This is a genomic window from Luteimonas padinae, from assembly GCF_014652935.1.
GTDB lineage: Bacteria > Pseudomonadota > Gammaproteobacteria > Xanthomonadales > Xanthomonadaceae > Luteimonas > Luteimonas padinae.
The window spans coordinates 196,886-219,421 of sequence record NZ_BMZT01000005.1 but is presented as its reverse complement, the minus strand read 5'-3'; the positions used below and the strand labels follow the sequence as shown (position 1 = coordinate 219,421).

Genomic DNA, 22,536 nt, shown 5'->3' with positions numbered 1-22,536 from the left:
CGGCGTCACGAAGCCGCCCGGTGTCGCGCCGGGGGCTGGACTCAGGCCTGGAACAGGGCCCCGGTGTCGCCGGGAAGCGCGCCCTCCAGCCGCAGCAGGAAGGCCTTTGTCGGCAGCCCGCCGCCGAATCCCGTGAGCGAACCGTCCGCGCCGATCACCCGGTGGCAGGGCAGCACGATCGGCAGCGGGTTGCGGCCGTTGGCGGCGCCCACGGCGCGGGTGGCCGTGGGCCGGCCGATGCGCTGCGCGAGGTCGCGATAGCTCCAGGTCTCGCCGTAGGGGATGCGCGCCAGCGTGAGCCAGACTTCGTGCTGGAAGTCGGTGCCGTGCGGCGAGAGCGGCAGGTCGAAGCCACGGCGTTCGCCGGCGAAGTACTCGTCCAGCTGGCGGCGGGCTTCCCGCAGCACGTCGCTGTCGCCTTCGGTCCAGTCCTCGCCGGCCGGTGGCGTCCGCGGCGGCGGGAAGTCGATGCGGCGCAGGCCGTCGTCGTCGGCGGCCAGGGTCAGGACGCCGATCGGCGTCGGCATGTGCATGAAGCGGATGCTGCCCATCAGGTTGTTCCTCGCATGGAGTCTTTCCAGAGGTGGATCACCGCGTAGGCGCGCCAAGGGCGCCAGCGCTCGGCGCGTGCCGCGGTGGCCTTCTCCGTCGGCGCGGTGCCGCCGTCCGCCAATGCCTTGCGCAGCACCAGGTCGCCGGCCGGGAACGCGTCCGGATGCCCGAGCGCGCGCATCGCGATGTACTGCGCCGTCCACGGGCCGATGCCGGGCAGCGCCACCCAGCGCGCCACGAATTCATCGAGCCCATGCTCCGGCCTGAAATCGACGCGCCCGTCCAGCAGCGCGGCCGCGACGCCGCGGACGGTCGCGGCGCGCGCGCGGGTGAGGCCGATCGGCTCGAGGTCGGCCCCGGCCAGCGACTCCGGCGTCGGGAACAGGTGCTCGAGTCCGTCGCCGAAGGGTTCCGGCAGCCGCTCGCCGAAGCGCTGCGACAGCCGCGTGGCCAGGGTGCGCGCGGCCGCGACGCTGACCTGCTGGCCCAGCACCGCGCGCACCGCGATCTCGAAGCCGTCCCAGCCGCTCGGCAGGCGCAGGCCGGGGCGCAGCGCGAGCAGCGGCCGCAGGCGCGGATCGGCGGACAGCGCGTCGGCGATCACCTGCGGGTCGGCGTCGAGGTCGAACATCCGCCGCAGCCGCTGCACCACGTCCAGCAGGCGCGCGGCCGGCACGGCGTGCAGCTCCAGCCTCAGCGCGTGCTCGCCCGGCCAGGGCGAGACGCGCAGCCAGCCGTGGGCGCCGTCGGGGCCGGCGATGACGCGCGCGTAGGCCGCATCGTCCACGCGTTCGACGCCGGGCAGGGCGCGGCCGCGCAGGAAGTCGAGCATCGCGGCGAAATCGTAGGGCGGGCGATAGCCCAGCCGCAGCGTGAGCGTGTCGCCGTCGGCGCGCGCGGCCACGCCCGGCTGCCGGCGCAGGTCGAGCGGCGGCATGCGGTAGGCGTCCTGGAACGCGGCGTTGAAGCGGCGCAGGCTGCCGAAGCCCGCGGCCATGGCGACCTCGGTGACCGGCAGCGCGGTTTCGGTGAGCAGCTGCTTCGCGAACAGCAGGCGACGCGTGCCGTGCACGCCGACCGGCGGCGCGCCCAGGCGCTCCACGAACAGCCGGCGCAGCTGGCGTTCGCCGAGGCCGACGCGCGCGGCCAGCCGTGACAGCGGTGCATCGGCCAGCGCGCCCTGGTCGATCAGGGTCAGCGCACGCGCGATCGCGGCGTCGCCGCGGCGCCAGGTACCGTCGGACGGCGACAGCTCGGGCCGGCAGCGCAGGCAGGGCCGGTAGCCGGCGGCCTCCGCGGCGGCGGCGTTGGCGTAGTAGCTCACGCGCTTCGCGTACGGCGCCGGGCACACCGGGCGGCAGTAGATGCGGGTGCTGTGCACCGCGGTGAAGAACAGCCCGTCGAAGCGCGGATCGCGGCTCCGGCGCGCCTGGTCGCAGGTGTCGGGCGGTGGCAGGGCGGGCCGGGACATGCAGCGAGGCTAGCACCGGTCCGGGGCCATTGACTGGCCGTTTTCGGACATCGGCGCCGGGAGGGCCACGGTGGGCCCTCCCGGACGCGGGCTAGAACAGGATCCGCACGCCGGCGCTCACGCCGCGGCCCGCCTGCGGCGCCAGGTCCTTCAGGAACGAGGTGTGCACGCGCGCTTCCTCGTCGAGCAGGTTGCTGCCGTTGAGGAACAGCTCGACCGCGTTGCCCGCCGCGGTATCCATGTGCCAGGCGACGTTCGCGTGCACCAGGGTGTAGCCGGGGGTGGCGGTCTCATGCGCCGCCACGTCGTCCTGTCGGGCATGGCGCACCGCGCCCAGCCCGGCACGCCAGTGGGCTCCGGCCCAGCGCAGCTCCGCGCCCAGCCGTGCAGGCGCGATGCGCGGCAGGTGGCCGTCCAGCGCCAGCTCGGCGACGTAGTGGTGGGCGTGATCGCCATGCGGCACCTCGATGTCCATCATCCGCGTGCCCTCGCCATCCAGCCGGCCGCGGACGATGTCGCCGAACACGCGCGTGGTCCACGCGCCGCTGTCGTTGTCGATGAAGGTCCATTCGGCCTCGACCTCGCCGCCGGTGAAGCGCGCATCGGCCTGGTTCCAGGCGCGCACACCGAGCCCGCCATCGACGATGCCGGTGTCGGCGAGGTAGATGAAATCGCGATAGCGCACGTGGTACAGCGAAGCGCCCACGCGCAGCGGCCCCCGGTGCCAGTGCAGGCCGATCTCGGCGCGGTTCGCGGTCTCGACGTCGAGCGCGGCGTCGCCCAGCTCATGGCTGCGTGGCGACGTGCAGGCCGCTGGAATACAGCTCCTCCGCGGTGGGCGAGCGCTGCGCGCGGTCGAGCCCGAACGAGACGTGCACGTCCGGCGAGAGGTCCCAGCGCGAGGCCAGCGACAGGCTGGTGGTGCTGAAGTCGCGCGACGGCCCGGCGTCGGCGGCGACGTCGATGGCGTTGCGGTCGTGGCGCAGGCCGAGTTCGAGGCTGGCCGCCCCGAAGTCGCGCTCCCCGATCCAGAACAGGCCGGCATCGCGCGACTCCGAATCCGGCACGAAAGCCTCCGCGCCCACGGCGGCGAAATCGCGCTGCGACCACTGCAGGCCGAACGCGCCCTCCCAGCCGCCGAGCGGCCGGTGCGCCAGCTCCAGCCGGCCTTCCACCGTTTCGTTGTCGAACACGGTGCCGACGGCGGCGCCTTCGTATTCGGTGTGGGTGTAGTCGGTATGCGCGACGCGGGCGCGCAGGCTCTGGAACGGACCGAGGTCGTCGAGGCCGCCGCGCAGCTCCGTGCGACGCTGGTCCATCACGATGTGGACGCCGCCGTGGTCGTCGCCCTCGTGCTCGCCATGGTCATGGCCATGGTCGTGACCGTGCCCGTGCCCGTGGTCGTCTTCGGCATGCACGTGGCCGGGCACGCCGTAACGCGTGTTGAACAGGCTCTGGCCGATGCCGATGAAGCCCCTGTCGCCCACCCAGGACAGGCCCAGGGCGCCGCTGTCGGTGCGCACGAAGCTGTTGGGCAGGGTGCCGCGCGCGTCCTGGTGGTCGCCTTCGTCGTGGTCATGGTCATGGTCATGATCGTGGTCGTCATGGCCGTGCGCATCGCGCAGCACCGCGCTTTCGGCGTAGCCGGGGATGTCGATGTCGCCGGTTTCGCGGTGCAGGGCGTCGATGTGGAACACGAGCCGTCCGGACGCCGAAGTGCCGTCCAGCCGCACCATGCCGGTGCGCTCGTCGTTGACGCTGCCGGCGCGCAGCTCGGCGCGGCCCTCCAGCGGACGCGACGTGGCGGCCTCGGGAATGCGCCCGTCGACCACGTTGACCGCACCGCCGATGGCGCCATTGCCGTACAGCAGGCTGGCCGGCCCCTTCAGCACTTCGATCTGGGTGGCGAGGAAAGGCTCGATGCTGACCGCGTGGTCGACGCTGACCGTCGACACGTCGCCGGCGGCCAGGCCGTCGCTGAGCACCTGCACGCGCGCGCCCTCGAGGCCGCGGATGATCGGCCGGCCGACGCCGGCGCCGAAGAACGAGGACTGCACGCCGGGCAGGCGCGAGACGGTTTCGCCGATCGACCCGGCCTTGGCTTCGTCAAGGCGTTCGCCGGCCAGCACGGCCACCGGGCGGGCCAGGTCTTCGGCGGTGCGGGCGATGGGATTGGCGCGGACGGTGAGGGCATCCAGGTCGGTGACGCCGTGTTCGTAGTCATGGTCGTGGGCGTGCCCGGCCGCGTCCCCGGCGTCCTGGGCGATCGCGGGCGGGGTGGACAGGGCGAGCAGCAGGGCGGTGGCGAGCAGGGCGGGGCGGGGCGGGAATGAAGAAGGCATCGGAATCACGTGCATGGGTTCGGATGGAATGTTATATTGTTTCAACTTCGACGCCACCCAACCAATGACATGGCTACAGACTGCAAGCTCGACAGGGCCGACAGGATCGGTTTCGCGGCGTCCTTCCTGTGCGCGCTGCACTGCGCGCTGCTGCCGCTGGCGCTGGCGCTGATGCCGACGCTGGGGCTGTCCGTCGGCGGCTGGGTCGACATCGACCAGGCGGTCACCGTGTTCGCGACCCTGCTCGGCTGCACCACCCTGGCCATCGGATGGCGCCGCCACCGCGCCTTCCGCGCCTGGATGCTGCTGCTGCCGGGCCTCGCGCTGGTCTGGGTAGGGGCGTTCAGCCCGCTGCACGACCACGGCCCGCTGCACGCCGGACTGATGACCGTGGGCGGGCTGATGATCGCCGGCGCGCACCTGATGAACCTGCGCCTGACCCATGCCGCGGCGGCCCGCCAGCCGGCGTGAAACCCGCGCCCGTGCTAGGATGCGCGCCCTGTGGCGTGCAAGGGCGCGCCCACCGAACGATACGAATCCAGGAGCAACAGATGGGCAAGGGCGACCGCAAGACGGCCAAGGGCAAGCGCTACAACTCCAGCTACGGCAACGCCCGCAGCAAGGCCACCGACAAGGCGACCGGCTCGGCCGCTTCGCCGGTCGCGAAGAAGGCCTCCGCGAAGACCGTGGCCAAGGCGCCGGCCAAGAAGGTCGTGGCCAAGAAGACCGTCGCCAGGGACTGAGTCCCGGCTGCCAGCGTCACCTGCGAAGCCCCGCGACCAGCGGGGCTTCGTCGTTTCCGGCGCCGGAATCCATCCGGGCCTCGAACCCTCCAATGTCCGGATCTCCCTCGCCCCTGGATCCCCCCCCCCCCCGCCGCTGTAGGAGCAGCTACAGCTGCGACCGGCATTCTCCGCGGCCCCGGTCGCAGCTGTAGCTGCTCCTACAGGAGTCGGGGAGTCGGGGAGGCGGGGAAGCAGGGGCGGGGCGGTCAGCGCTTCGCGCCGGCCTCGATCTCGGCCCAGACCCGCATCAGGTTGCCGCCGAGGATCTTGCGGATGTCTTCGTCGGAATGCCCGCGTGCCTGCAGGCCGGCGATGAAGTTGGGGAAGTCGGCCACCGTGCGCAGGCCCTCGGGCAGCTCGCCGTCGACGCCGTCGAAGTCCGAGCCGATGCCGACGTGGTCGACGCCGATGAGCTTCACCGCGTAGTCGATCTGGTCGAGCACGTCGCTGATCGGCGCGTCCACCTTCGGGTGGTCCTTCTCCCACTGCGCCTCGAAGGCCTTGCGGTCCAGCGGCGGCTCGCCGGCGGCGACGCGCTCCGCGCTGCGGCGGTCGAAGGCCAGCGATTCGCGGAACCAGTCGCGGGTGTTGGCCGCGGCCTGCGGATTGACGAAGGCGGTGCCGAAGGGGATCTGCACCACGCCGCCCTTGGCCGCGATCAGCTTCGCCAGCTCGTCGCTGAGGTTGCGCTCGAAGTCCGGCGTGAAATGGCGCAGCGCCGAGTGGCTGGCGATCACCGGCACGGTGCTCAGTTCGATCGCCTGGCGCGTGGCCTCGTCGGAGATGTGCGAGACGTCGACCATGATGCCGAGCCGGTTCATTTCGGCGATCACCTCGCGGCCGAAGGGGCTCAGGCCGTTCCAGCGCTTCTCCACCGTGTACGAGGAGTCGGCGATGCGGTTGTTGCCGCTGTGCGCGAGGGTGATGTAGCGGACGCCGCGCTGGTGGAAGAACGCCAGCTGCGCGAGGTCGTCGCCGATCGGGCCGCCGTTCTCCATGCCCAGCGGCAGCAGCACGCGGCCGCCTTCGAGCAGGCGCTGCGCGTCGGTGGGCGAGGTCAGGATGGCGAAGCGGTCGGGATGGCGCGCGACCAGCGCCTCGACCGCGTCGATCTGCGCGTTGGCGGCCTGCCAGGCGCTGCCGGCCTCGTCCTGGCGCGCGGAGGTGTAGATCGACATGAAGGCGATGTCCAGGCCGCCTTCGCGCGCGCGCGGATAGTCGAATTCGCGGTCGGGCGCCGGCCCGCCGAGGTCGGCCCAGCTCGAGACCAGCACGCCCGGCGCGTCGATGTGGGTGTCGACGATCAGCGCGTCGGCGGCCAGCGCACGGGCCGCGTCGGTGGCCTGGGCCAGCGCGACGGCGGGGGCGGCGAGTGCGAGCGCGAAGGCGCAGGCGAGGGCGTGGCGGTGTTGGGGGCTTGGCATCGGGCGGTCCTGTGGGGTTGATGGTTGGCTGTGGCGGATGGCGGATGGCGGATGGCGGGAATTGGGGGCGGGTCGCAGCTGTAGCTGCTCCTACAGTGGAGTGTCGAGGTGTTTCCTGTAGGAGCAGCTACAGCTGCGACCGCTCCTCACCGGATGAAGGCCATGGCCCGCGCCATCAAACCACCCTGCGCCCGCCGCAATGGACGGAGGCGACCAGGTCGCCACCCAGCCAGTAGCACAGCGCCGCCGGCTCGCGCACGCGCCAGCGCACGAAGTCGGCGCGCAATCCGGTGCGCAGCACGCCGCGATCGCCCAGCCCCAGCGCGCGCGCGCCGTGCACGGTGGCGCCGCGCAGCGCTTCGGCGGGCGTCAGGCGGAAGTGCGTGCAGGCCAGCTGCATGCCCTGGCGCAGCGACATCAGCGGCGAGGTGCCCGGGTTGCAGTCGGTGGCCACGGCCATGGCCACGCCGGCCTCGCGGAAGGCGTCGATCGGCGGCAGCGTCGTCTCGCGCAGCACGTGGAAGGCGCCCGGCAGCAGCACCGCGACGGTGCCGGCCGCGGCCATCGCGCGCACGCCGGCGGCCGACGTGTGTTCGACGTGGTCGGCCGAAAGCCCGCCGAACTCCGCCACCAGCGCCGCGCCGTCGCCGTCGCTGAGCTGGTCGGCATGCAGCTTCACCGGCAGGCCGAGTGCGCGCGCGGCTTCGAACACGCGGCGGGTCTGCGTGCCGGTGAAGCCGATGCGCTCGCAGAACGCGTCGACCGCGTCGACCAGGCCTTCGGCGTGCAGGCGCGGCAGCCAGTCGCAGACCGCATCGATATAGCCGTCGGCATCGCCGCCGAACTCCGGCGGCAGCGCATGCGCGCCGAGGAAGGTGGTGCGCACCGGGACGCCGAGCGCGTCGCCGAGCGCGCGCGCCACGCGCAGCATCTTGCGCTCGTTGGCGAAGTCCAGGCCGTAGCCCGACTTCACCTCGAGCGTGGTCACGCCGTCGGCGACGAGCGCGCGTGCGCGCGGCAGCGACTGCGCCAGCAGCTCGTCTTCCGACGCGGCGCGGGTGGCGCGCACCGTGGATACGATGCCGCCGCCGGCGCGCGCGATGTCCTCGTAGCTGTCGCCGGTCAGGCGCTGCTCGAACTCGGATGCGCGGTCGCCGGCGAACACGAGGTGGGTGTGGCAGTCGACCAGGCCCGGCGTGACCAGGTCGCCTCCGGCATCGATCACGTCGGCCGCCAGGTCGGCGGGCGCGGCGGGCAGGGCGTCCATGCGGCCGGCGAAGACGATGCGGCCGTCGCGCCAGCCCAGCGCGCCGGCTTCGATCAGCCCGTATCGTGACGCGCCGTCCCTGTCGTCCGACGGAGCCGCAGCGGAGCCGCCATCGTCGGTCGCCGCGTCCAGCGTGGCCAGGCGCGCCCCAGTGAGCAGTCCGTCCCAGCGCTCAGCGGCCATCGCGGGCTCCGGCGTTGTCGTCGTCGTGCGGATGCGGCATGGAGCGGACCTCGTCTGGCGTCGACGCGGTAGCCTATCGCACCCCGCCGCCGGATCGCCCGCCATGACCGCCACTTCCACCCGCGACGCTGCCGCCATCGTCGAGCCGGTCGACGGCGGCTGGCGGCTGCCCGGCATCGCCAACCTGCATTCGCACGCCTTCCAGCGCGCGATGGCCGGGCTCTCCGAGCGCCTGACGCACCCCGAGGATTCGTTCTGGACCTGGCGCGAGACGATGTACCGCATGGCCGGCCGCTTCGATCCCGACACGCTGCATGCGGTGGCGAGCCAGCTCTATGTCGAGATGCTGGAGGCCGGCTACACCACGGTCTGCGAGTTCCATTACCTGCACCACGCGCCGGACGGCCGTCCCTACGACGATCCCGCGGCGATGTCGCGCGCGCTCGTCCAGGCCGCGCGCGACACCGGCATCCGCCTGCTCCTGCTGCCGGTGCTGTACATGACCGGCGGCTTTGACGGCCGCCCGCTGGGCGAGCGCCAGCGGCGCTTCGGCCACGACGTCGACGGCTACCTGCGCCTGTTCGAGGCGCTGCGCGCGGAGCAGGGCGACATGCTCCACGTCGGCTGCGCCCTGCACAGCCTGCGCGCGGTTCCGCCCGACGCCATGCGTGCGGTGCTGGCCGCGCTGCCGGCCGATGCGCGCATCCACATCCACATCTCCGAACAGGTGGGCGAGGTGCAGGACTGCCTCGCCATCCGCGACCGGCGTCCGGTGGAATGGCTGCTGCAGAACGCCGACGTCGACGCGCGCTGGACCCTGGTGCACGCGACGCATCTCAACGACTGGGAAGTGGCCGGCATCGCGAAGAGCGGGGCCACCGTGGCCATCTGCCCGACCACCGAGGCCAACCTCGGCGACGGCCTGTTCCGCCTGCGCGACTTCCTCGATGCCGGCGGCGCCTGGGGCATCGGCTCGGACTCGCACATCTCGGTGTCGCCGGTGGAGGAGCTGCGCTGGCTGGAGTACGGACAGCGGCTGGCGACGCACCGGCGCAACATCGCGGTGTCGCCGGCCTCGTCGAGCGTGGGCGGCACGCTGCTCGCCGGCGTGGTGGCGAGCGCCGCCGATGCCACCGGCTTCGCCGGGGATCTGGTCGCGGACGCGGATGCCGTGGTGCTCGACGGCGCTTCGCCGCTGCTGGCCGGCGCCACCGCCGCGGACGTCGCCGACCGCTGGATCTTCAGCGGCAACCGCAGCATGGTGCGCGACGTGCAGGTGGGAGGTCGGCGGCTGGTGGCCGGCGGCGTGCACCGCGATCGCGATGCCGCAGCGGCAGGCTACGCGCGCGCCCTGGCCACGCTGCTGCGCGATTCCTGACCCGAAGCGCGCGCCGTGAGGCGCTCCGGTCAGACGATCGGCGGCGCCACCGCGCGCCAGGCGTTGGCGATCACCGAGGTCACCGCCGAATAGACCTCCTGCAGCACGCGCTCGACCGGGTCGACGAACTCGTGCCGGTAGTCCGCGCGTGCGTCGATCTGCGCCTTCAGCGGCCCGATGTTGTGCGCGTCGCCGATGTTGGACAGGCCGGCGGGATTGTTGAACTGGATGTGGGTGCCGAGCGTGTCGGGCAGCATGTCGATGATGGGCATCTGCCGCTGGGCGAAGGTCGCGAAGTCGCCGTCGATGCTGTAGTGGCGCATCTGGCCCTGGTCGGCGCGGTGCCGGACCACCACCGGGTCCAGCCCGTGCTGGCGCAGCACGTTGTCGTGCACGCCCTGGGCGCTGAAGGTCACCGCGGTGCTGCCGGTGGCGGCCGCCGCGATCGAGGCCAGGCCGCCGCCCAGCGAGTGCCCGGTGTAGACCACGTTGTCGCCACCGAAGGTGTGCTCCACCTGGTGCGCGAGCGTGACCGCGTTGTCGTACTGCCGCGTCTGGAAGCCGGCCGACTGCGCGATCACCGTGCCCACGTCCTGCACGCCGCCGGTGTCGTTGCCGGCATAGGCCACGACGTAGCGGCCGTCGCCATCGGTGTAGACGCCGGCCTCCATGCCATCGGCGTACAGCAGCCCGGCGTCGATGCCCGCGGCCTGCAGCTCGCCGTCGCCCATGCGCGTCCAGCCCGGTGCGTCGCTGCGCGAGTACACGGCGCCGGCGACGTCGGCCATGGCGCCGTCGAAACCCCACTTCGGCTCCGCCCCGCTCACCGACTGGTCGAAGCCGCCGTCGCGCCCGGGCACTTGGCCGCGCGAGGGATTGAACTCCGCCTGCACCTGGCGCAGGAACTGGTCGGCGGCGCGGATCGCGTCCTGGATGAGCGGCTGGAGCATGCGGCGGGTCCCGTTGCGGTGGCGTGCGCCGAGTCTCCGGAGGCCGCCGGGCCCGGACAAGCTGGGGCGGGACCCAGCCTGGATGGCGGTCACGCTTCGGCACGGCTTGGGGATTACCCCATGTGGCGCGGCCGCCGGCGCTGTGGCCTCGTGGCGGCATCAGGGGGCCACGAACCACACGGGACGGGAGAGTCCATGAACAAGTTGATGTTGCCGGCCGCAGCCCTGCTGCTGGCCGCCGCGGGAACGGGGTACGCCGGTCTGGCGCATGCCGACGGGCAGGGGAGCAGCCTCCGCGCGGAGGCGAAGGCACAGGATCTGGAACGGCGCGAGGCACTGGCGCGGCAGGCCCGCGAGCGGGCCGCCTACCCGGAGTACTTCGCGCGAGCCTACGAGCGCTACGACACGCTGCCGCGCGGCGTGCTCGAGGCGATCGCGTTCGCCGAAACGAACTGGACGCATGCGCAGCCCGATCCGCACGAGAAGTCCGGGCACCGCCACATGCCTGCCTCCTATGGCGTCATGGGCCTGTACCGCGGCGAGGGCTTCGCCAACCAGGTCGCCGAGGGCGCGAAGCTGCTGGGCGTGAGCGAGCGCCTGGTGATGTCCGATCCGGAAACCAACATCCTCGCCGCAGCGGCGCTGCTGGCGCGCGCGGCGAAGCAGGACGGCCACCAGGTGCGCGCCGACGGCGGCGTGGAAGCCATGGCCGGCGCGCTGGCACGCTACGCCGGGTACGGCCCGGGCGACGGCAACATCCAGGGCTTCGCGCGGCAGAGCTTCGCCTACGAGGTGCTGCAGACCCTGTCGCGCGGCGTGGAGGCCGACGGTGTACGCATTCCCGCCATGCCGGTGGAAATGGCGCGTGCGTTCCCGCGCGAGCGCCTGGCGCTGCTCGGCGCTCCGGCACTGCGCATGGACCACGGTGCAGACACCGTCACCGCCATCGACGAAGCCGCTGCGGCCCCGGCGCCGCTTGCCGCCGCCCCGCGCGCGGTGGCGAAGGCCGGCGACGTCGGCCGCGCCGCGCTGGACTTCGGCGAGGCGATCTGGAATCCGGCGCATTCGAGCAACTACAGCACCGCCGGCAACGGCCGCTCGGCGGTGATCATGCACACCATCGAAGGCAGCTATGCCGGCGGCATCTCCTGGTTCCAGAACCCCGCGGCGAATGTGTCGGCGCACTACGTGGTCCGCCGTTCGGACGGACAGATCACCCAGATGGTGCGCGAGCACCACCAGGCCTGGCACGCGGCGTACCACAACCACTACACCATCGGCATCGAGCACGACGGCCGCGCCGGCGACGCCGGCAACTGGACGTCCGCGATGGTGAACGCGTCGGCGCGCCTGACCCGGAGCATCTGCGCGCGCCAGCCGGTCAACTGCGCATCGGCCTGGAAGGGCCCGGGCTATGACTACTGGCACGTCGTGCCCGACAGCGTACGTATCAAGGGCCACGGCATGCTGACCAGCAACCAGAACCGCTACGACCCCGGCCGCTACTTCCCGTGGGCGAACTTCTACACCCTGATCAACGGCGGCTCGCCGCCGCCGGCGACCGCGCCGACCTACTGGGTCGACACCCACGCCGCCGCGCCGGGCTTCCCGTCGCCCACCAGCACCGCGCAGAGCGGCACGCTCAACCGCGGCACGCACTATGTCTACTGCAAGGCCTGGGGGCGCGAGATCCGCAGCGGCACCGCCTTCAACCGCTGGTGGCTGAAGACCGACCTCGACGTCGGCCCGGCGGGCCAGTACGTCTCGGCCTACTACCTCTCGCGCTGGGGCAACGACGAGGCGCGCGACAACGACGGCTACGACATCCCGCGCTGCGACCTGCTGCCATACGGAAAGATCGGCGAGAAGTACTATGCGATGGGCGGCGTGCGCAGCCACCTGGGCGTGCCCGAGCTCGCCGAAGCGGCGGCCCAGCTGGGCGGGCGCTTCCAGCAGTTCCGCAACGGGATGATCCTGTGGCACGCCGATACCGGCGCGTTCGCGGTGCACGGCCGCATCCTCGACAGGTATCGCGCCACCGGATCGGAGACGCGCTGGGGCTTCGCGCTGATGGACGAGCTCGATGCGGCGGTGTCGCCGGTGTCGGGCCAGCGCGGTCGCTTCCAGTACTTCGAGGACGGCCTGTTCCTGTGGACGGCGGCCACCGGCGCGCACCCGGTCCACGGCGCGATCCTAGCGCACTTCGAGAACAACGGGCGCGAGGCCGCGCTCGGCTACCCGAAGGCTGCGGAGCAGGCGCACGGCAGCAACGGACGCAAGCAGTCGTTCGAGCGCAAGACCCTGTACTGGACGCCCGAGCGGGGCGTCTGGGCCGAATAACCGGCCCGGCAGCGACCGGCATCGCGCCGGTCGCCGCGATGGATGCACGATGTCCCGGCCGCGCAATGCGGCCGGATGAAAATTTCCGGCGGTCGCGGCGACTAATCCTTTCGAGACCCACGCTGCAGCAGCAGATCGATGCCCTGTCGGCCGACGGCGAGTGAGGTCACGTTCCGCGCTGCGCGCCCATCCCCGTCTTTCCAGTTCCCGCAAGGAGACGCCATGAACACACGGATCACGATCCTGCCGCTGCTGGCCGCCGCCACGATGGCCCTGCCCGCCAACGTCGCAGCGTCCGATGACGCAGCGCTGTCGGCGCTTGTCGACCAGCGCCTGGCCAACGACCGCACCGGCGCCTGCATGGCGGTGGCCGTGCTGGACAAGGGCGCGGTGTCGCGCGCCTTCCGCTGCGCGACGCCGGGAGACGCCGTGCGCATCGGCGCCGACAGCGCCTTCGAGATCGGCTCGGTCAGCAAGACCATGACCTCGACCCTGCTCGCGGAGCTCATCGTGCAGGGCAGGGGTTCGCTCGAGGACCCGCTGTCGGCCTGGCTGCCCGCGGGGACGACGGTGCCGCAGTTCGAAGGCCAGCCGATCCTGCTGCGCCACGTCGTGACCCACACCAGCGGGCTGCCGGCGCTGCCGTCGCGGATGGGCACGCCGGATCCCGGCAACCCCTATGCCGCGCTGACGCCCGACGACCTGCTGGCCTCGCTGGGCGACGCCACCCTGTCGCGTGTGCCGGGCACGCAGTTCGAGTACTCCAACTTCGCCTCGATGCTGCTGTCGCTGGCAGTCGCCCGCCGGGCCGGCGTGGACTTCGAGACCCTGCTGCGGCAGCGCCTGTTCGAGCCGCTCGGGATGAAGGCGGCCCACGTCGATCCGGCCCGGCGTCCGGAAGGCGTGCGCGCCGCCGGCGGGCACACCGCCAACGGCTTGCCGACGCCTGCCTGGACCTTCGCCGCCGACCTGGCCGGCGTCGGCGGCGTGCGGGCGACGCTGGACGACATGGTGCGCTACGTGCAGGCCAACCTCGACCCGTCCGCGACCCCGCTCGCGGCGGCGATCGAACTGGCGCAGACGCCCGTCAGCGAACAGCCGCCGATGGCGATGAACTGGATGCTGCTGCCGGTGGCCGGGCGCACGGTGCTGGTGCACGAGGGCGGCACCGGCGGGTTCTCGTCCTTCGTCTCGGTCGACCGCGACGCGCAGCGCGGCGTGGTGATCCTGTCCGACACGTCATGGAGCGCGGTCGGCAACCTGGGAAGCCTGGGCCTGCACCTGGTCGATGCCTCGTTCCCGCTGGGCAAGCCGCGCACGGTCGAGGCGCCGCCGCAGGCGCTGCTCGACGGCCTGGTCGGCGAGTACCAGCTGCAGGGCGCGATGAAGATCAGCCTGCGCCAGCGCGACGGCACGCTGTTCGCGCAGGCGGAGGGGCAGCCGGAGTTCGCGCTCGGCTACGACAGCGAGGGCGACTTCTTCCCCGGCGTGGTGGATGCGCTGCTGAAGCCGCAGCGCAAGGCCGATGGCCGCTACGTCTTCACCTGGATGCAGGGTGGTGGCGCGCTGCCGGCGACGCGGCTGGATGGCCCCGGCGCCGCGGCGCCGCAGCCCGCGCTGGATGCGGCGATGCTCGCGGGCTACGTCGGCGAGTACACGCTGATGCCCGGCTTCGCGCTGACCGTGCGGGCGCGCGACGGCGGGCTGTTCGCCCAGGCGACGGGGCAGGGCGAATTCGCGCTCGACGCCGCCGGGCAGGACCGGTTCGAAGCCGCCGCGTACGGCATCGAGATCGCGTTCAAGCGCGGTGCCGACGGCGAAGTCGTGTCGCTGGACCTGCACCAGGGCGGCGGGGTGCTGAGCGGCCCGCGGAAGTAGCGGTCGCGCCGCGCACCGCTGGCCAAGGTTCCGGCGGACGCGCGGCGCAGTGGCCGCATCGCTACCATGGGCGCATGAACCAGACTTCCTTCCACGACATCGGCACCCCGGGCACGCCCTGGGGCGCCGCCGAAAAGACCGCCTGGCGCGAGCGCCAGCAGCGCCAGCGCAGCTACCACGACGAGGTCGTCGCGGCGATCGACGCCCTGCGCGACCGCTTCGACGTCGAGCAGTACGGCGAGCTCGACTACGGTGATGACGGCCGCTACCCGCTGTTCGCGCTGCGCAGCCGGAACTGGGACGAGGCGCTGCCCGTCGCCCTGGTCACCGGCGGCGTGCACGGCTACGAGAACAGCGGCGTGCACGGCGCGCTGCGCTTCGCACGCGAGGACGCGGCGGCCTATGCCGGGCGCGCCAACCTGCTCATCGTCCCCTGCGTCAGCCCCTGGGGCTACGAGCGCTTCCAGCGCTGGAACGCGGACGCCGTCGACCCCAACCGCTCGTTCGTGGCCGACAGCCCGGCCGGCGAATCCGCCGCGCTGATGGCGCTGGTGGCCCCGCTGCGCGGCCGCGTGCTGGCGCACATCGACCTGCACGAGACCACCGACAGCGACGAGAGCGAGTTCCGCCCGGCGCTGGCCGCGCGCGACGGCAAGCCCTTCGAGCCCGGCACCATCCCCGACGGCTTCTACCTGGTCGACGACAGCCGCAACCCGCGGCCGGCGTTCCAGCGCGCGATCAACGACGCGGTCGCGCGGGTGACCCACATCGCCCCGGCCGATCCCGACGGCACCCTGATCGGCTCGCCGGTGGTGGCGCCCGGCGTGATCGAATACGACGTGGTCGGGCTGGGGCTGTGCGCCCGCGTGTCCGGCGCGCGCTACACCACCACCACCGAGGTCTATCCCGACAGTCCGCGCGCCACGCCCGCGCAGTGCAACGAGGCCCAGGCCGTGGCCGTGCGCGCCGCGCTCGACTTCGCGCTGGCGCAGCACATCACCCGCATCGACGCCGGCCCGCGCATGTCCGAGGCCTGCATCCACGGCGGCATCGCGTACCTCGCCGGCCAGGTGCCGGAGACCGCGGGCGCGGACATCGAAGTGCAGACGCGCGAGGTGCTGGACGCCGTCGATGCGCTGCTCGCGCAGGCGGGCACCGACAAGACCCGCGTGCTGCGCGCGCAGGTCTACCTGGCGGATCTCGCCGACTTCGACGGCATGAACCGCGCCTGGGATGCCTGGGTGGTGCCGGGGCAGGCGCCGGCGCGCGCCACGGTGGAGGCGCGGCTGGCCGACGCGGGCTGGAAGGTCGAGATCGTGGTGACCGCGGCGCTTTGACCGCCACCTGCGGGCCGTGCTGCTTCAGCGCGGCCTCGGGGTGCGAAGCTGGTCCGGGGACCGGCACCGCCGCGCACAAGGCGCAGCGGGAAGCCGCCCCGGATGTGCCTCAACGGCGCGCGGGTTCGCGAAGTGCAGGCAGCAGCGCCGCGGCGTCGCCGTCGTGGTCGGCCGCCGGGATCCCCAAGAGCCGCACCATCAGCGGATACACGTCGACGTTGTCGATCGGATCGATCACGGCGCCCTGTCGGAACGCCGGCCCGCTGGCGATGAACACCGCGCGCATCGAGGGCAGCGCCGGGTCGTAACCGTGCGAGCCGCGCGTGCCGCCCTGCGCCCGCGATTCCAGCACCTGCGGCGGCAGCGCGTCCCAGCCTTCGTCCATCTGGCAGACGATGGCGGGGATGCGCGGATGCGTGCCGTAGTGCCAGCGCGCGGGCAGCGCCTCGCGGCGCCAGCACTCGTAGTGGTCGTGGCGGCCGAGCAGGCGCGCCTCCACTTCGGCCTCGAAGCCGGGATCGGGCTGCACCTGGACCACCTGGCCGATGCTCGACAGGCGCGCCTGCTCCATCGTGACCATGTCGCTGACGGAGAGCTGCTGGCCTGCCGGCACCGGCGCCATCCCGTGGTCGGACACCAGGATAATGTTGGTGTGCTCCAGGCGGCCGCCACGCGCGAGCTGGTCGAGGAGCTGGCCGATGGCGGCGTCGATCTCCGCCAGCGCCGCGCGCGCCTCGTCCGAATCCGGGCCGTGCGCGTGCGCCGCGCTGTCGACGGCGTGGAAATAGAGCGTTGCGAGGCGCGGACGCGTGGCCTCCGGCTCCAGCAGCCAGCCGCCGACGGTCGCGGCGCGCTCGGCCGCCGGGATCGACTCCTCGTACAGGTGCCAGCGCGTGGGCCGCACGCCCGCGACTTCGGCTTCCGAGCCCGGCCAGAACATCGTGGCCGTGGGCAGGCCGGCCTTTTCAGCGCCCACCCAGATCGGCTCGCCGCCCCACCAGTCGCTGGTGCCGACGGCGTCGCGGTCGGAGAGGCGGAAGGTGCCAAGTTCCTCGTCGTGCATCGAGTTGTGGACGATGCCGTGGCGGTCCGGGCGCAGTCCGGTGGCGATCGTGTAGTGGTTGGGGAAGGTGAGGCTGGGGTAGGAGGGCGTCATCCAGCGCGCCTGGACGCCGGTGGCGGCGAGTCGGGCGACGTTGGGCGAGTCGGTGGGGTTGATGCGGTCGGGATGCAGGCCGTCGATGGAGATCAGCAGCAGTGCGTCCGGGGCCGCCGTGGATTGGTGCTGGCCGTCGAAACGAGGGGGCGCCGGCTGTCCGGGCGTGGTGCTGCAGGCAGCGAGGGCGAAGGCGGCGGCCAGCAGCACGGCAAGCCTTGCCGTGGATCGTGCGTGTGGTTGCATGCGGCCATGATACGGCGACTGCATGACGGCTTCGCTCCGGGACCGGGATCTGAAAGCGTCGTAGGACTTCTCCGTTCTCTGGCCGAAGTCACACAAATGCCACAAAAACCGTATTGAACCGCACTTCGTCCGCGGTTAGCGTTCAGTCATGGCGCGAGGGGAGGCATCGCGCAGTCCGCAGCGGAACGCGGCAGAAAGGGGTACCACGGCCGAGGACAAGGATCGTTCCGGCCTCTTCATTTCGATGACGGAAACAGGCCAGGGAGGGTGGCATGGGCAGGAAGCCCTTTTTATTCGTCTGCGCTGTTGCGGCCACGGTGGTGGTGATGTCCGCCGGCACCGGCTGCGCCAGCCGCGAGGCGCGCGACTTCGGGGGCAGGTGGACGCCCGCGAACCAGTATGCGGCGGCGACCGAAGCGATTCCGCTGGTGGGGGCGCCGGTGTACCAAGCCTCGCCGATGGACGGGACGCTGCGCAACCTGTTGATGCGCTGGGCCCGTGACAGCGGCAGCGAGCTCGACTACCGGCATCCTGCCGATTTCACCCTCCACCAGCCCGTGCGCGATGTGCGTGCGCAAAGCCTGCCCGACGCGCTTGCGCAGCTGGCACGCGCGTTCGGCGGGCAGGGGCTTTTGCTGCGGATGGAAGGGAACCGGCTCGTGGTGATGGCGCAGGCCGCTGCGGACGGCTGACCGGCGCCTGGCGGCGCTCCAACAACATTGCATGGATTGCAGAATGTCCAGTGACAGACAGCCGGGGCCGGCGGGCAGGGAAGCGATCGCCCGCGCGGTGAACTACGAAACCAGCATCGCCGACCTTGCGCGTCGGGGCGAACGCCGGGCCTGGTGGGTGGCGGCCGTGGCTTCGATGCTCGCGCTGCTGCTTGGTGCCGGCTACCTGCGGGTCATGCCGCTGAAGGAGCGCGTGCCGTTCCTGGTCATGGCCGATGCGTCCAGCGGCAACGCCACCGTCGCGCGGCTGGACGAGGACTTCCGGCACCGGAGCCTCACCGCCAGCGAAGCGATCGCGCGCGCGAACGTGGCGGGCTTCATCAGCCTGCGCGAGTCCTACGACGTGGCGATGATGAATCTGCGCGACTGGCGCGCGGTGCACGCGATGTCGGCGCCGGAGGTCGGGAAGGAATACGCCGCGCTGCATGCCGCCAACAATGCGGACAGCCCGTTCAATACCTGGGGGCGCAGCCGCGCGATCCGCGTGCGGATCCTGAGCATCCAGCTTCTCGATGGGCCGGATGGCGCGCCTGGCGGCGCCACCGTGCGCTTCCAGCGCAGCGTGTACGACAAGGCCAGCGGTGCGACGCGGCCGCTGGACAGCCGCATCGCCACGCTGGGCTTCACCTACAACCTCGCGTTGCGCATGGACGAACCGGACCGGCTCGAGAATCCGCTGGGGTTCCAGGTCACCAGCTACCGCGTCGACACCGACTATGCGCCGCTGCCACCCGCGGAAAGCGAGCCTGCGGTATTCGGGCCCGACCCCTTCGTGGCAGACAGTGACCTGCCGGAGGCAACGCACGCGAACGTCGGCGGAGTCGCCACGGAAGGAGCCAGCCAATGAGACACGTCATCGCCGCGCTTGTCCTGTGGATGTGCCTTCCGCTCGCGTGTCCCGCCGCGATGCAACCGGCCAGTGCATCGCCGCAGGTCGATACCTTCGACTACGTGCCCGACGGCATCTACCAGGTCCGCACGGCGCTCGGCATCACCACCCAGATCGAGCTCGATCCGGCCGAGGAGATTCTCGATTTCAGCGCCGGCTTCAGCGCTGGCTGGGACCTGACGCGCCGCGGCAACGTGTTCTACCTGCGCCCGCGCGACGTCGACGTGGACACGAACATGCTGGTGCGGACGCGGGCGCACTCCTACATTTTCGAGCTGAAGGTCGTGGCTGCCGACTGGACCAGCCTCGAACAGGTGCGGCGCGCAGGCGTGCAGTACAGGATCGGCTTCCGTTATCCCGCCGATGCCGCCTTCGCGCAGGCGGACGAGCCGGACGGCGCCGGGCAGAGCACCGTGCTGGCCGGGGACAGGGCCTACCACTTCGATTACGACGTCGCGGCCCGCCGCGCCCCTGCCTGGCTGGTCCCGATGCACGTCTACGACGACGGCCGCTTCACCTACCTGCGCATGGGACGCCACGCGTCGCTGCCCACCGGAACCTTCCCGGCCGTGTTCGGCCGACGGAGCCGGAACGGCGACGAGTTCGTGGTCAACACCACGGTCGAAGGCGACGTCCTCGTGGTGCATGGCACATATCCGTTCCTGGTCGTGCGCCACGGCCGCGAGGTGGTGGGACTGAGGAGGAACGCACGATGACCGCAGCTGGCAGGGACGATTCCGTGGCTGCGGGTCAGGGACACTATGCAGCGCGCCAGGCGGCTCCCGACCTCGACGCCGCCGCGCCGGTGCTTCGCGCCGAGGATGTCCAGCGCCTCAATCGCAAGGCCCTGGTGTTCCTGGCCGGCATCATCCTGCTGCTGGTGCTGGCCATCGTCGGCATGCTGCGCGCGGCTGGAGGCGACGATGCCGCCACCGCCGGCCCGCGCGCGCAGGATGTCGTGATTCCAGAGCTGCCGCGCGTGGGAGCGGCTCCAGCACCTCCACCGGCGCCACCGATGGCGATGGAGCCGGTTCCGGTCGTGCCACTGCCGCCGCGGGCGCCGGATACGCCGTCCTGGAACGGACCTGCGCTCGCACTGCCCCAGCCGCCATCGGCGCCGAGCCTGCGCGAACGACGGAGCGCCGGGGCCGAGGCCGCTCAGGCGCCAGACCCGTATATGCAGGCGATGCTCGCGGGGCTGCCGGGAGCCGAGCCAGCCGACGCGGCCGGGCCGCCGGGGCCCGCGACGACCGCCGCGAGGCCGATCACCCGTCCGGATGCGCTGCTCGTGCGCGGTACCTACATCCGCTGCGTGCTGGAAACGCGCATCGTCACCGACATTCCCGGGTTCACGTCCTGCGTCGTCACCGAGCCGGTGTATTCGATCAACGGCCGGCGCCTGCTGCTGCCAAGCGGCTCCAAGGTGCTCGGACGTTACGACGCCGAGCCCAGGGGGCCGCGGGTGGCGGTGGTCTGGGACCGGATCACCACGCCCGAGGGCATCGACATCAGCATGGCCAGCCCTGGCGTGGACGGGCTGGGAGGCGCGGGCCATCCCGGCCACTACAGCGCGCACTGGGGCTCGAGGATCGGTTCGGCGCTGCTGGTCAGCCTGGTCAGCGACGCGTTCAAGTACGCGGCCGCCAAGGAAGGGCCGGCCGGCACCGTGATCGGCGAGGGTGGGGTGGTGATGAGTTCGCCCTACGAAAGCAGCACCGCGCGCACGATGGAGCGGCTCGCGAACCAGGCGCTGGACAACCGCCGGCCGCCGACCGTTTCCATCCAGCAGGGCACCCTGCTCAATGTCTACGTTGCCCGCGACGTCGACTTCTCGGCCGTGGTGGCGCAGCTGTGACGGTTGCCGCAGCCCCTGCCACGACCGCGGGGACAGGCGACGCCTTCCTCGAGTACCAGTACCAGGTGCTCGGCATCGATACATACATGACGGCGCCGGACGTGACCGAGATCTGCATCAACCGGCCCGGCGAGGTCTGGCTGGAGCGGCACGGGGGCTGGCAGCGGGTGGCTGTCCCGGGCCTGAGCTTCGAGCGGGCACGCCAGTTCTGCACCGCCGTAGTCAACGAGAGCAATACGGGCCAGCGCATCACCGACGCCGAACCGGTGGTCTCGCTGACCTTCCCCACCGGCCAGCGGGCGCAGTTCGTGATCCCGCCCGCCTGCGAAGCGGGTGCCGTGTCGATCACCATCCGCCTGCCGTCGCGCCGGCTCCGGCGCCTGGAGGACTACGAAGCGGACGGGTTCTTCTCGTCGATCCAGGCCAGCGGGGGCGACGGCACGCGCGATGCCGGACTGCTGGAACTCCACGCCGCGGGCCGGCACGCCGAGTTCTTCCGGCGTGCGGTCCAGCTGCGGCGGAACATCGTGGTGTCGGGCGCGACCGGCAGCGGCAAGACGACGTTCATGAAGGCGCTGGTCGAACACATCCCGGCCGACGAGCGCCTGGTCACGATCGAGGACGCGCGCGAACTCTTCATCAGCCAGCCGAATGCCGTGCACCTGCTGTACTCCAAGGGCGGCCAGGGCACGGCGAAGGTCACCGCCAAGTCGTGCATGGAGGCCTGCCTGCGGATGAAGCCGGACCGGATCATCCTGGCCGAGCTCCGCGGGGACGAGGCGTTCTACTTCATCCGCAACTGCGCATCAGGCCATCCGGGGTCGATCACGAGCTGCCACGCGGGCAGCACGGCCCAGACCTGGGACCAGCTCGCGCTGATGGTGAAGGCCTCGGACGAAGGCGCGGGGCTGGAGTTCGACACCATTCGACGCCTCCTGGCGATGACCATCGACATCGTTGTCCATGTCAGCGCGCAGGGTGGGCGCCGGCATATCACCGGGATCGAGTTCGGTGGCGGGGCTGTGGCCGGAGGGCAGGCATGATCCCCGGGCTCGAGGCGCTGGCCTGCCAGGACCTGGCGGTGCCGATCACCGTGATGGAACATGTGGTGAGCGTGGAATCCTCGTTCAATCCATATGCCATCGGGGTTGTCGGCGCACGCCTGGCCAGGCAGCCGCGCAGCCTCGAGGAGGCCGTCGCGACGGCGAAGCATCTCGAGCGCGAGGGCTACAACTTCTCGCTGGGCCTGGCGCAGGTGAACCGGCACAACCTCGCGAAGCAGGGGCTGGACAGCTACGAGAAGGCCTTCACGGCGTGTCCGAACCTCGCGGCTGGCGCGCGGATCCTCGCCGACTGCCATGCGCGCGCCGGGGGTGACTGGGGCAAGGCTTTCAGCTGCTACTACTCCGGCAACTTCGTCCGCGGCTTCCGCGACGGCTACGTGCAGAAGGTGCAGGGTTCGATGCAGCGGGCGGGCGTGCTCCCGGCCACGGAATCCCCGCCGGCCACCCCGCTGGCCAGGCGGCGACCCGTGGATGCGCGCGGTGCAGGCGTCGCCAGCCTGCGCGAGCGCCGCGCCATGCCGGCGGCGCTCGCGGCCACGCAGGTCCAGGTCGCTACGGACGCCGTCGTGCCCGCGGAGACCGTGTTCCTGCCACCGGTACCGACGCCTTCGACGCAGCCGTTCGTGCCGCACGTGACCGGCCCGCGGCCAGCGCCACCTGCGGCGTCAACGGACGATCCCGAGGGCCC

At 71.9% G+C, this 22,536-nt stretch carries 19 protein-coding genes and 2 pseudogenes; 13 read left to right on the top strand and 8 right to left on the bottom strand.

The features are described from left to right. Positions 1-41: 41 nt before the first annotated feature. From IE168_RS07610 to IE168_RS07600, 4 genes are all read right to left on the bottom strand, one after another. Positions 42-551, bottom strand: coding sequence for a methylated-DNA--[protein]-cysteine S-methyltransferase (locus IE168_RS07610; protein ID WP_189496827.1), 510 nt, complete (start codon positions 549-551; stop codon positions 42-44). Next, a complete protein-coding gene (locus IE168_RS07605; protein ID WP_189496825.1) occupies positions 551-2,023 on the bottom strand; it encodes a DNA-3-methyladenine glycosylase 2 family protein in 1,473 nt (490 codons plus the stop codon). Before IE168_RS07605 ends, IE168_RS07610 begins: the two co-directional genes overlap by 1 nt. 91 nt (positions 2,024-2,114) lie before the next feature. Beyond that, positions 2,115-2,756 (bottom strand): TonB-dependent receptor domain-containing protein, encoded by a 642-nt coding sequence (locus IE168_RS14690; RefSeq protein WP_268245201.1) that lies wholly within the window; start codon positions 2,754-2,756, stop codon positions 2,115-2,117. Positions 2,757-2,808: 52 nt separating this feature from the next. Next, entirely contained in the window at positions 2,809-4,365 is a 1,557-nt protein-coding gene (locus IE168_RS07600) for a TonB-dependent receptor (RefSeq protein WP_268245197.1), read from the bottom strand. Positions 4,366-4,434: 69 nt separating this feature from the next. On the opposite strand from IE168_RS07600, the gene IE168_RS07595 reads away from it, so the two are divergent. Both IE168_RS07595 and IE168_RS07590 read left to right on the top strand, forming a co-directional pair. Beyond that, positions 4,435-4,836, top strand: coding sequence for a MerC domain-containing protein (locus IE168_RS07595; protein WP_189496823.1), 402 nt, complete (start codon positions 4,435-4,437; stop codon positions 4,834-4,836). A gap of 80 nt (positions 4,837-4,916) precedes the next feature. Further along, complete coding sequence (locus IE168_RS07590; protein WP_189496820.1) at positions 4,917-5,108, top strand: 30S ribosomal protein THX; 192 nt, start codon at positions 4,917-4,919, stop codon at positions 5,106-5,108. 248 nt (positions 5,109-5,356) lie between these two features. Here IE168_RS07590 and IE168_RS07585 read toward each other — a convergent pair whose 3' ends face one another. Further along, positions 5,357-6,574, bottom strand: a complete 1,218-nt coding sequence (locus IE168_RS07585; RefSeq protein WP_189496818.1) for a dipeptidase — start codon at positions 6,572-6,574, stop codon at positions 5,357-5,359. Positions 6,575-6,749: 175 nt separating this feature from the next. Beyond that, on the bottom strand, positions 6,750-8,024 hold the full coding sequence (gene hutI / locus IE168_RS07580; protein ID WP_189496816.1) for an imidazolonepropionase: 1,275 nt from the start codon (positions 8,022-8,024) through the stop codon (positions 6,750-6,752). 103 nt (positions 8,025-8,127) lie between these two features. Between hutI and IE168_RS07575 the strand changes: the two genes are divergently transcribed. After that, the gene (locus tag IE168_RS07575; protein ID WP_229823235.1) at positions 8,128-9,402 is read left to right on the top strand and encodes a formimidoylglutamate deiminase; all 1,275 of its coding nucleotides are present in this window, start codon (positions 8,128-8,130) and stop codon (positions 9,400-9,402) included. 29 nt (positions 9,403-9,431) lie between these two features. Here IE168_RS07575 and IE168_RS07570 read toward each other — a convergent pair whose 3' ends face one another. Further along, positions 9,432-10,352 carry a Tle-like phospholipase domain-containing protein gene (locus IE168_RS07570; protein WP_189496814.1) on the bottom strand — a complete coding sequence of 307 codons (921 nt, stop codon included), beginning with the start codon at positions 10,350-10,352 and terminating at the stop codon, positions 9,432-9,434. Positions 10,353-10,547: 195 nt separating this feature from the next. On the opposite strand from IE168_RS07570, the gene IE168_RS07565 reads away from it, so the two are divergent. The 4 genes and pseudogenes from IE168_RS07565 (at position 10,548) to IE168_RS14520 (ending at position 15,907) form a co-directional block, all read left to right on the top strand. Continuing rightward, on the top strand, positions 10,548-12,692 hold the full coding sequence (locus IE168_RS07565) for an N-acetylmuramoyl-L-alanine amidase (protein WP_229823230.1): 2,145 nt from the start codon (positions 10,548-10,550) through the stop codon (positions 12,690-12,692). 222 nt (positions 12,693-12,914) lie between these two features. Beyond that, positions 12,915-14,570: a serine hydrolase gene (locus IE168_RS07560; RefSeq protein ID WP_189496810.1), complete on the top strand. Its 1,656-nt coding sequence runs from the start codon at positions 12,915-12,917 to the stop codon at positions 14,568-14,570. A 74-nt stretch (positions 14,571-14,644) separates the two neighbouring features. Continuing rightward, positions 14,645-15,559, top strand: a pseudogene (locus IE168_RS07555) (M14 family metallopeptidase); the annotation flags it as partial. 6 nt (positions 15,560-15,565) lie between these two features. Then, positions 15,566-15,907 carry a RidA family protein gene (locus tag IE168_RS14520; RefSeq protein WP_268245200.1) on the top strand — a complete coding sequence of 114 codons (342 nt, stop codon included), beginning with the start codon at positions 15,566-15,568 and terminating at the stop codon, positions 15,905-15,907. Between the two features lie 109 nt (positions 15,908-16,016). On the opposite strand, the gene IE168_RS07550 is transcribed toward IE168_RS14520, so the two are convergent. Continuing rightward, entirely contained in the window at positions 16,017-17,309 is a 1,293-nt protein-coding gene (locus IE168_RS07550) for an alkaline phosphatase family protein (protein WP_189496806.1), read from the bottom strand. Between the two features lie 272 nt (positions 17,310-17,581). Between IE168_RS07550 and IE168_RS07545 the strand changes: the two genes are divergently transcribed. From IE168_RS07545 to IE168_RS14835, 6 genes and pseudogenes are all read left to right on the top strand, one after another. Continuing rightward, the gene (locus IE168_RS07545; RefSeq protein ID WP_189496804.1) at positions 17,582-18,001 is read left to right on the top strand and encodes a hypothetical protein; all 420 of its coding nucleotides are present in this window, start codon (positions 17,582-17,584) and stop codon (positions 17,999-18,001) included. 43 nt (positions 18,002-18,044) lie between these two features. Then, positions 18,045-18,887 carry a VirB8 family type IV secretion system protein gene (locus IE168_RS07540; protein WP_189496802.1) on the top strand — a complete coding sequence of 281 codons (843 nt, stop codon included), beginning with the start codon at positions 18,045-18,047 and terminating at the stop codon, positions 18,885-18,887. Beyond that, the gene (locus IE168_RS07535; protein ID WP_386659213.1) at positions 18,884-19,645 is read left to right on the top strand and encodes a TrbG/VirB9 family P-type conjugative transfer protein; all 762 of its coding nucleotides are present in this window, start codon (positions 18,884-18,886) and stop codon (positions 19,643-19,645) included. The genes IE168_RS07540 and IE168_RS07535 overlap by 4 nt, the downstream gene beginning before the upstream one ends. Further along, positions 19,642-20,784, top strand: coding sequence for a TrbI/VirB10 family protein (locus IE168_RS07530; RefSeq protein ID WP_189496800.1), 1,143 nt, complete (start codon positions 19,642-19,644; stop codon positions 20,782-20,784). The genes IE168_RS07535 and IE168_RS07530 overlap by 4 nt, the downstream gene beginning before the upstream one ends. Continuing rightward, entirely contained in the window at positions 20,781-21,827 is a 1,047-nt protein-coding gene (gene virB11 / locus IE168_RS07525; protein ID WP_189496798.1) for a P-type DNA transfer ATPase VirB11, read from the top strand. The genes IE168_RS07530 and virB11 overlap by 4 nt, the downstream gene beginning before the upstream one ends. Continuing rightward, positions 21,824-22,241 (top strand): annotated as a pseudogene (locus tag IE168_RS14835) (lytic transglycosylase domain-containing protein); the annotation flags it as partial. The gene virB11 and the pseudogene IE168_RS14835, both read left to right, overlap by 4 nt. Positions 22,242-22,536 lie beyond the last annotated feature (295 nt).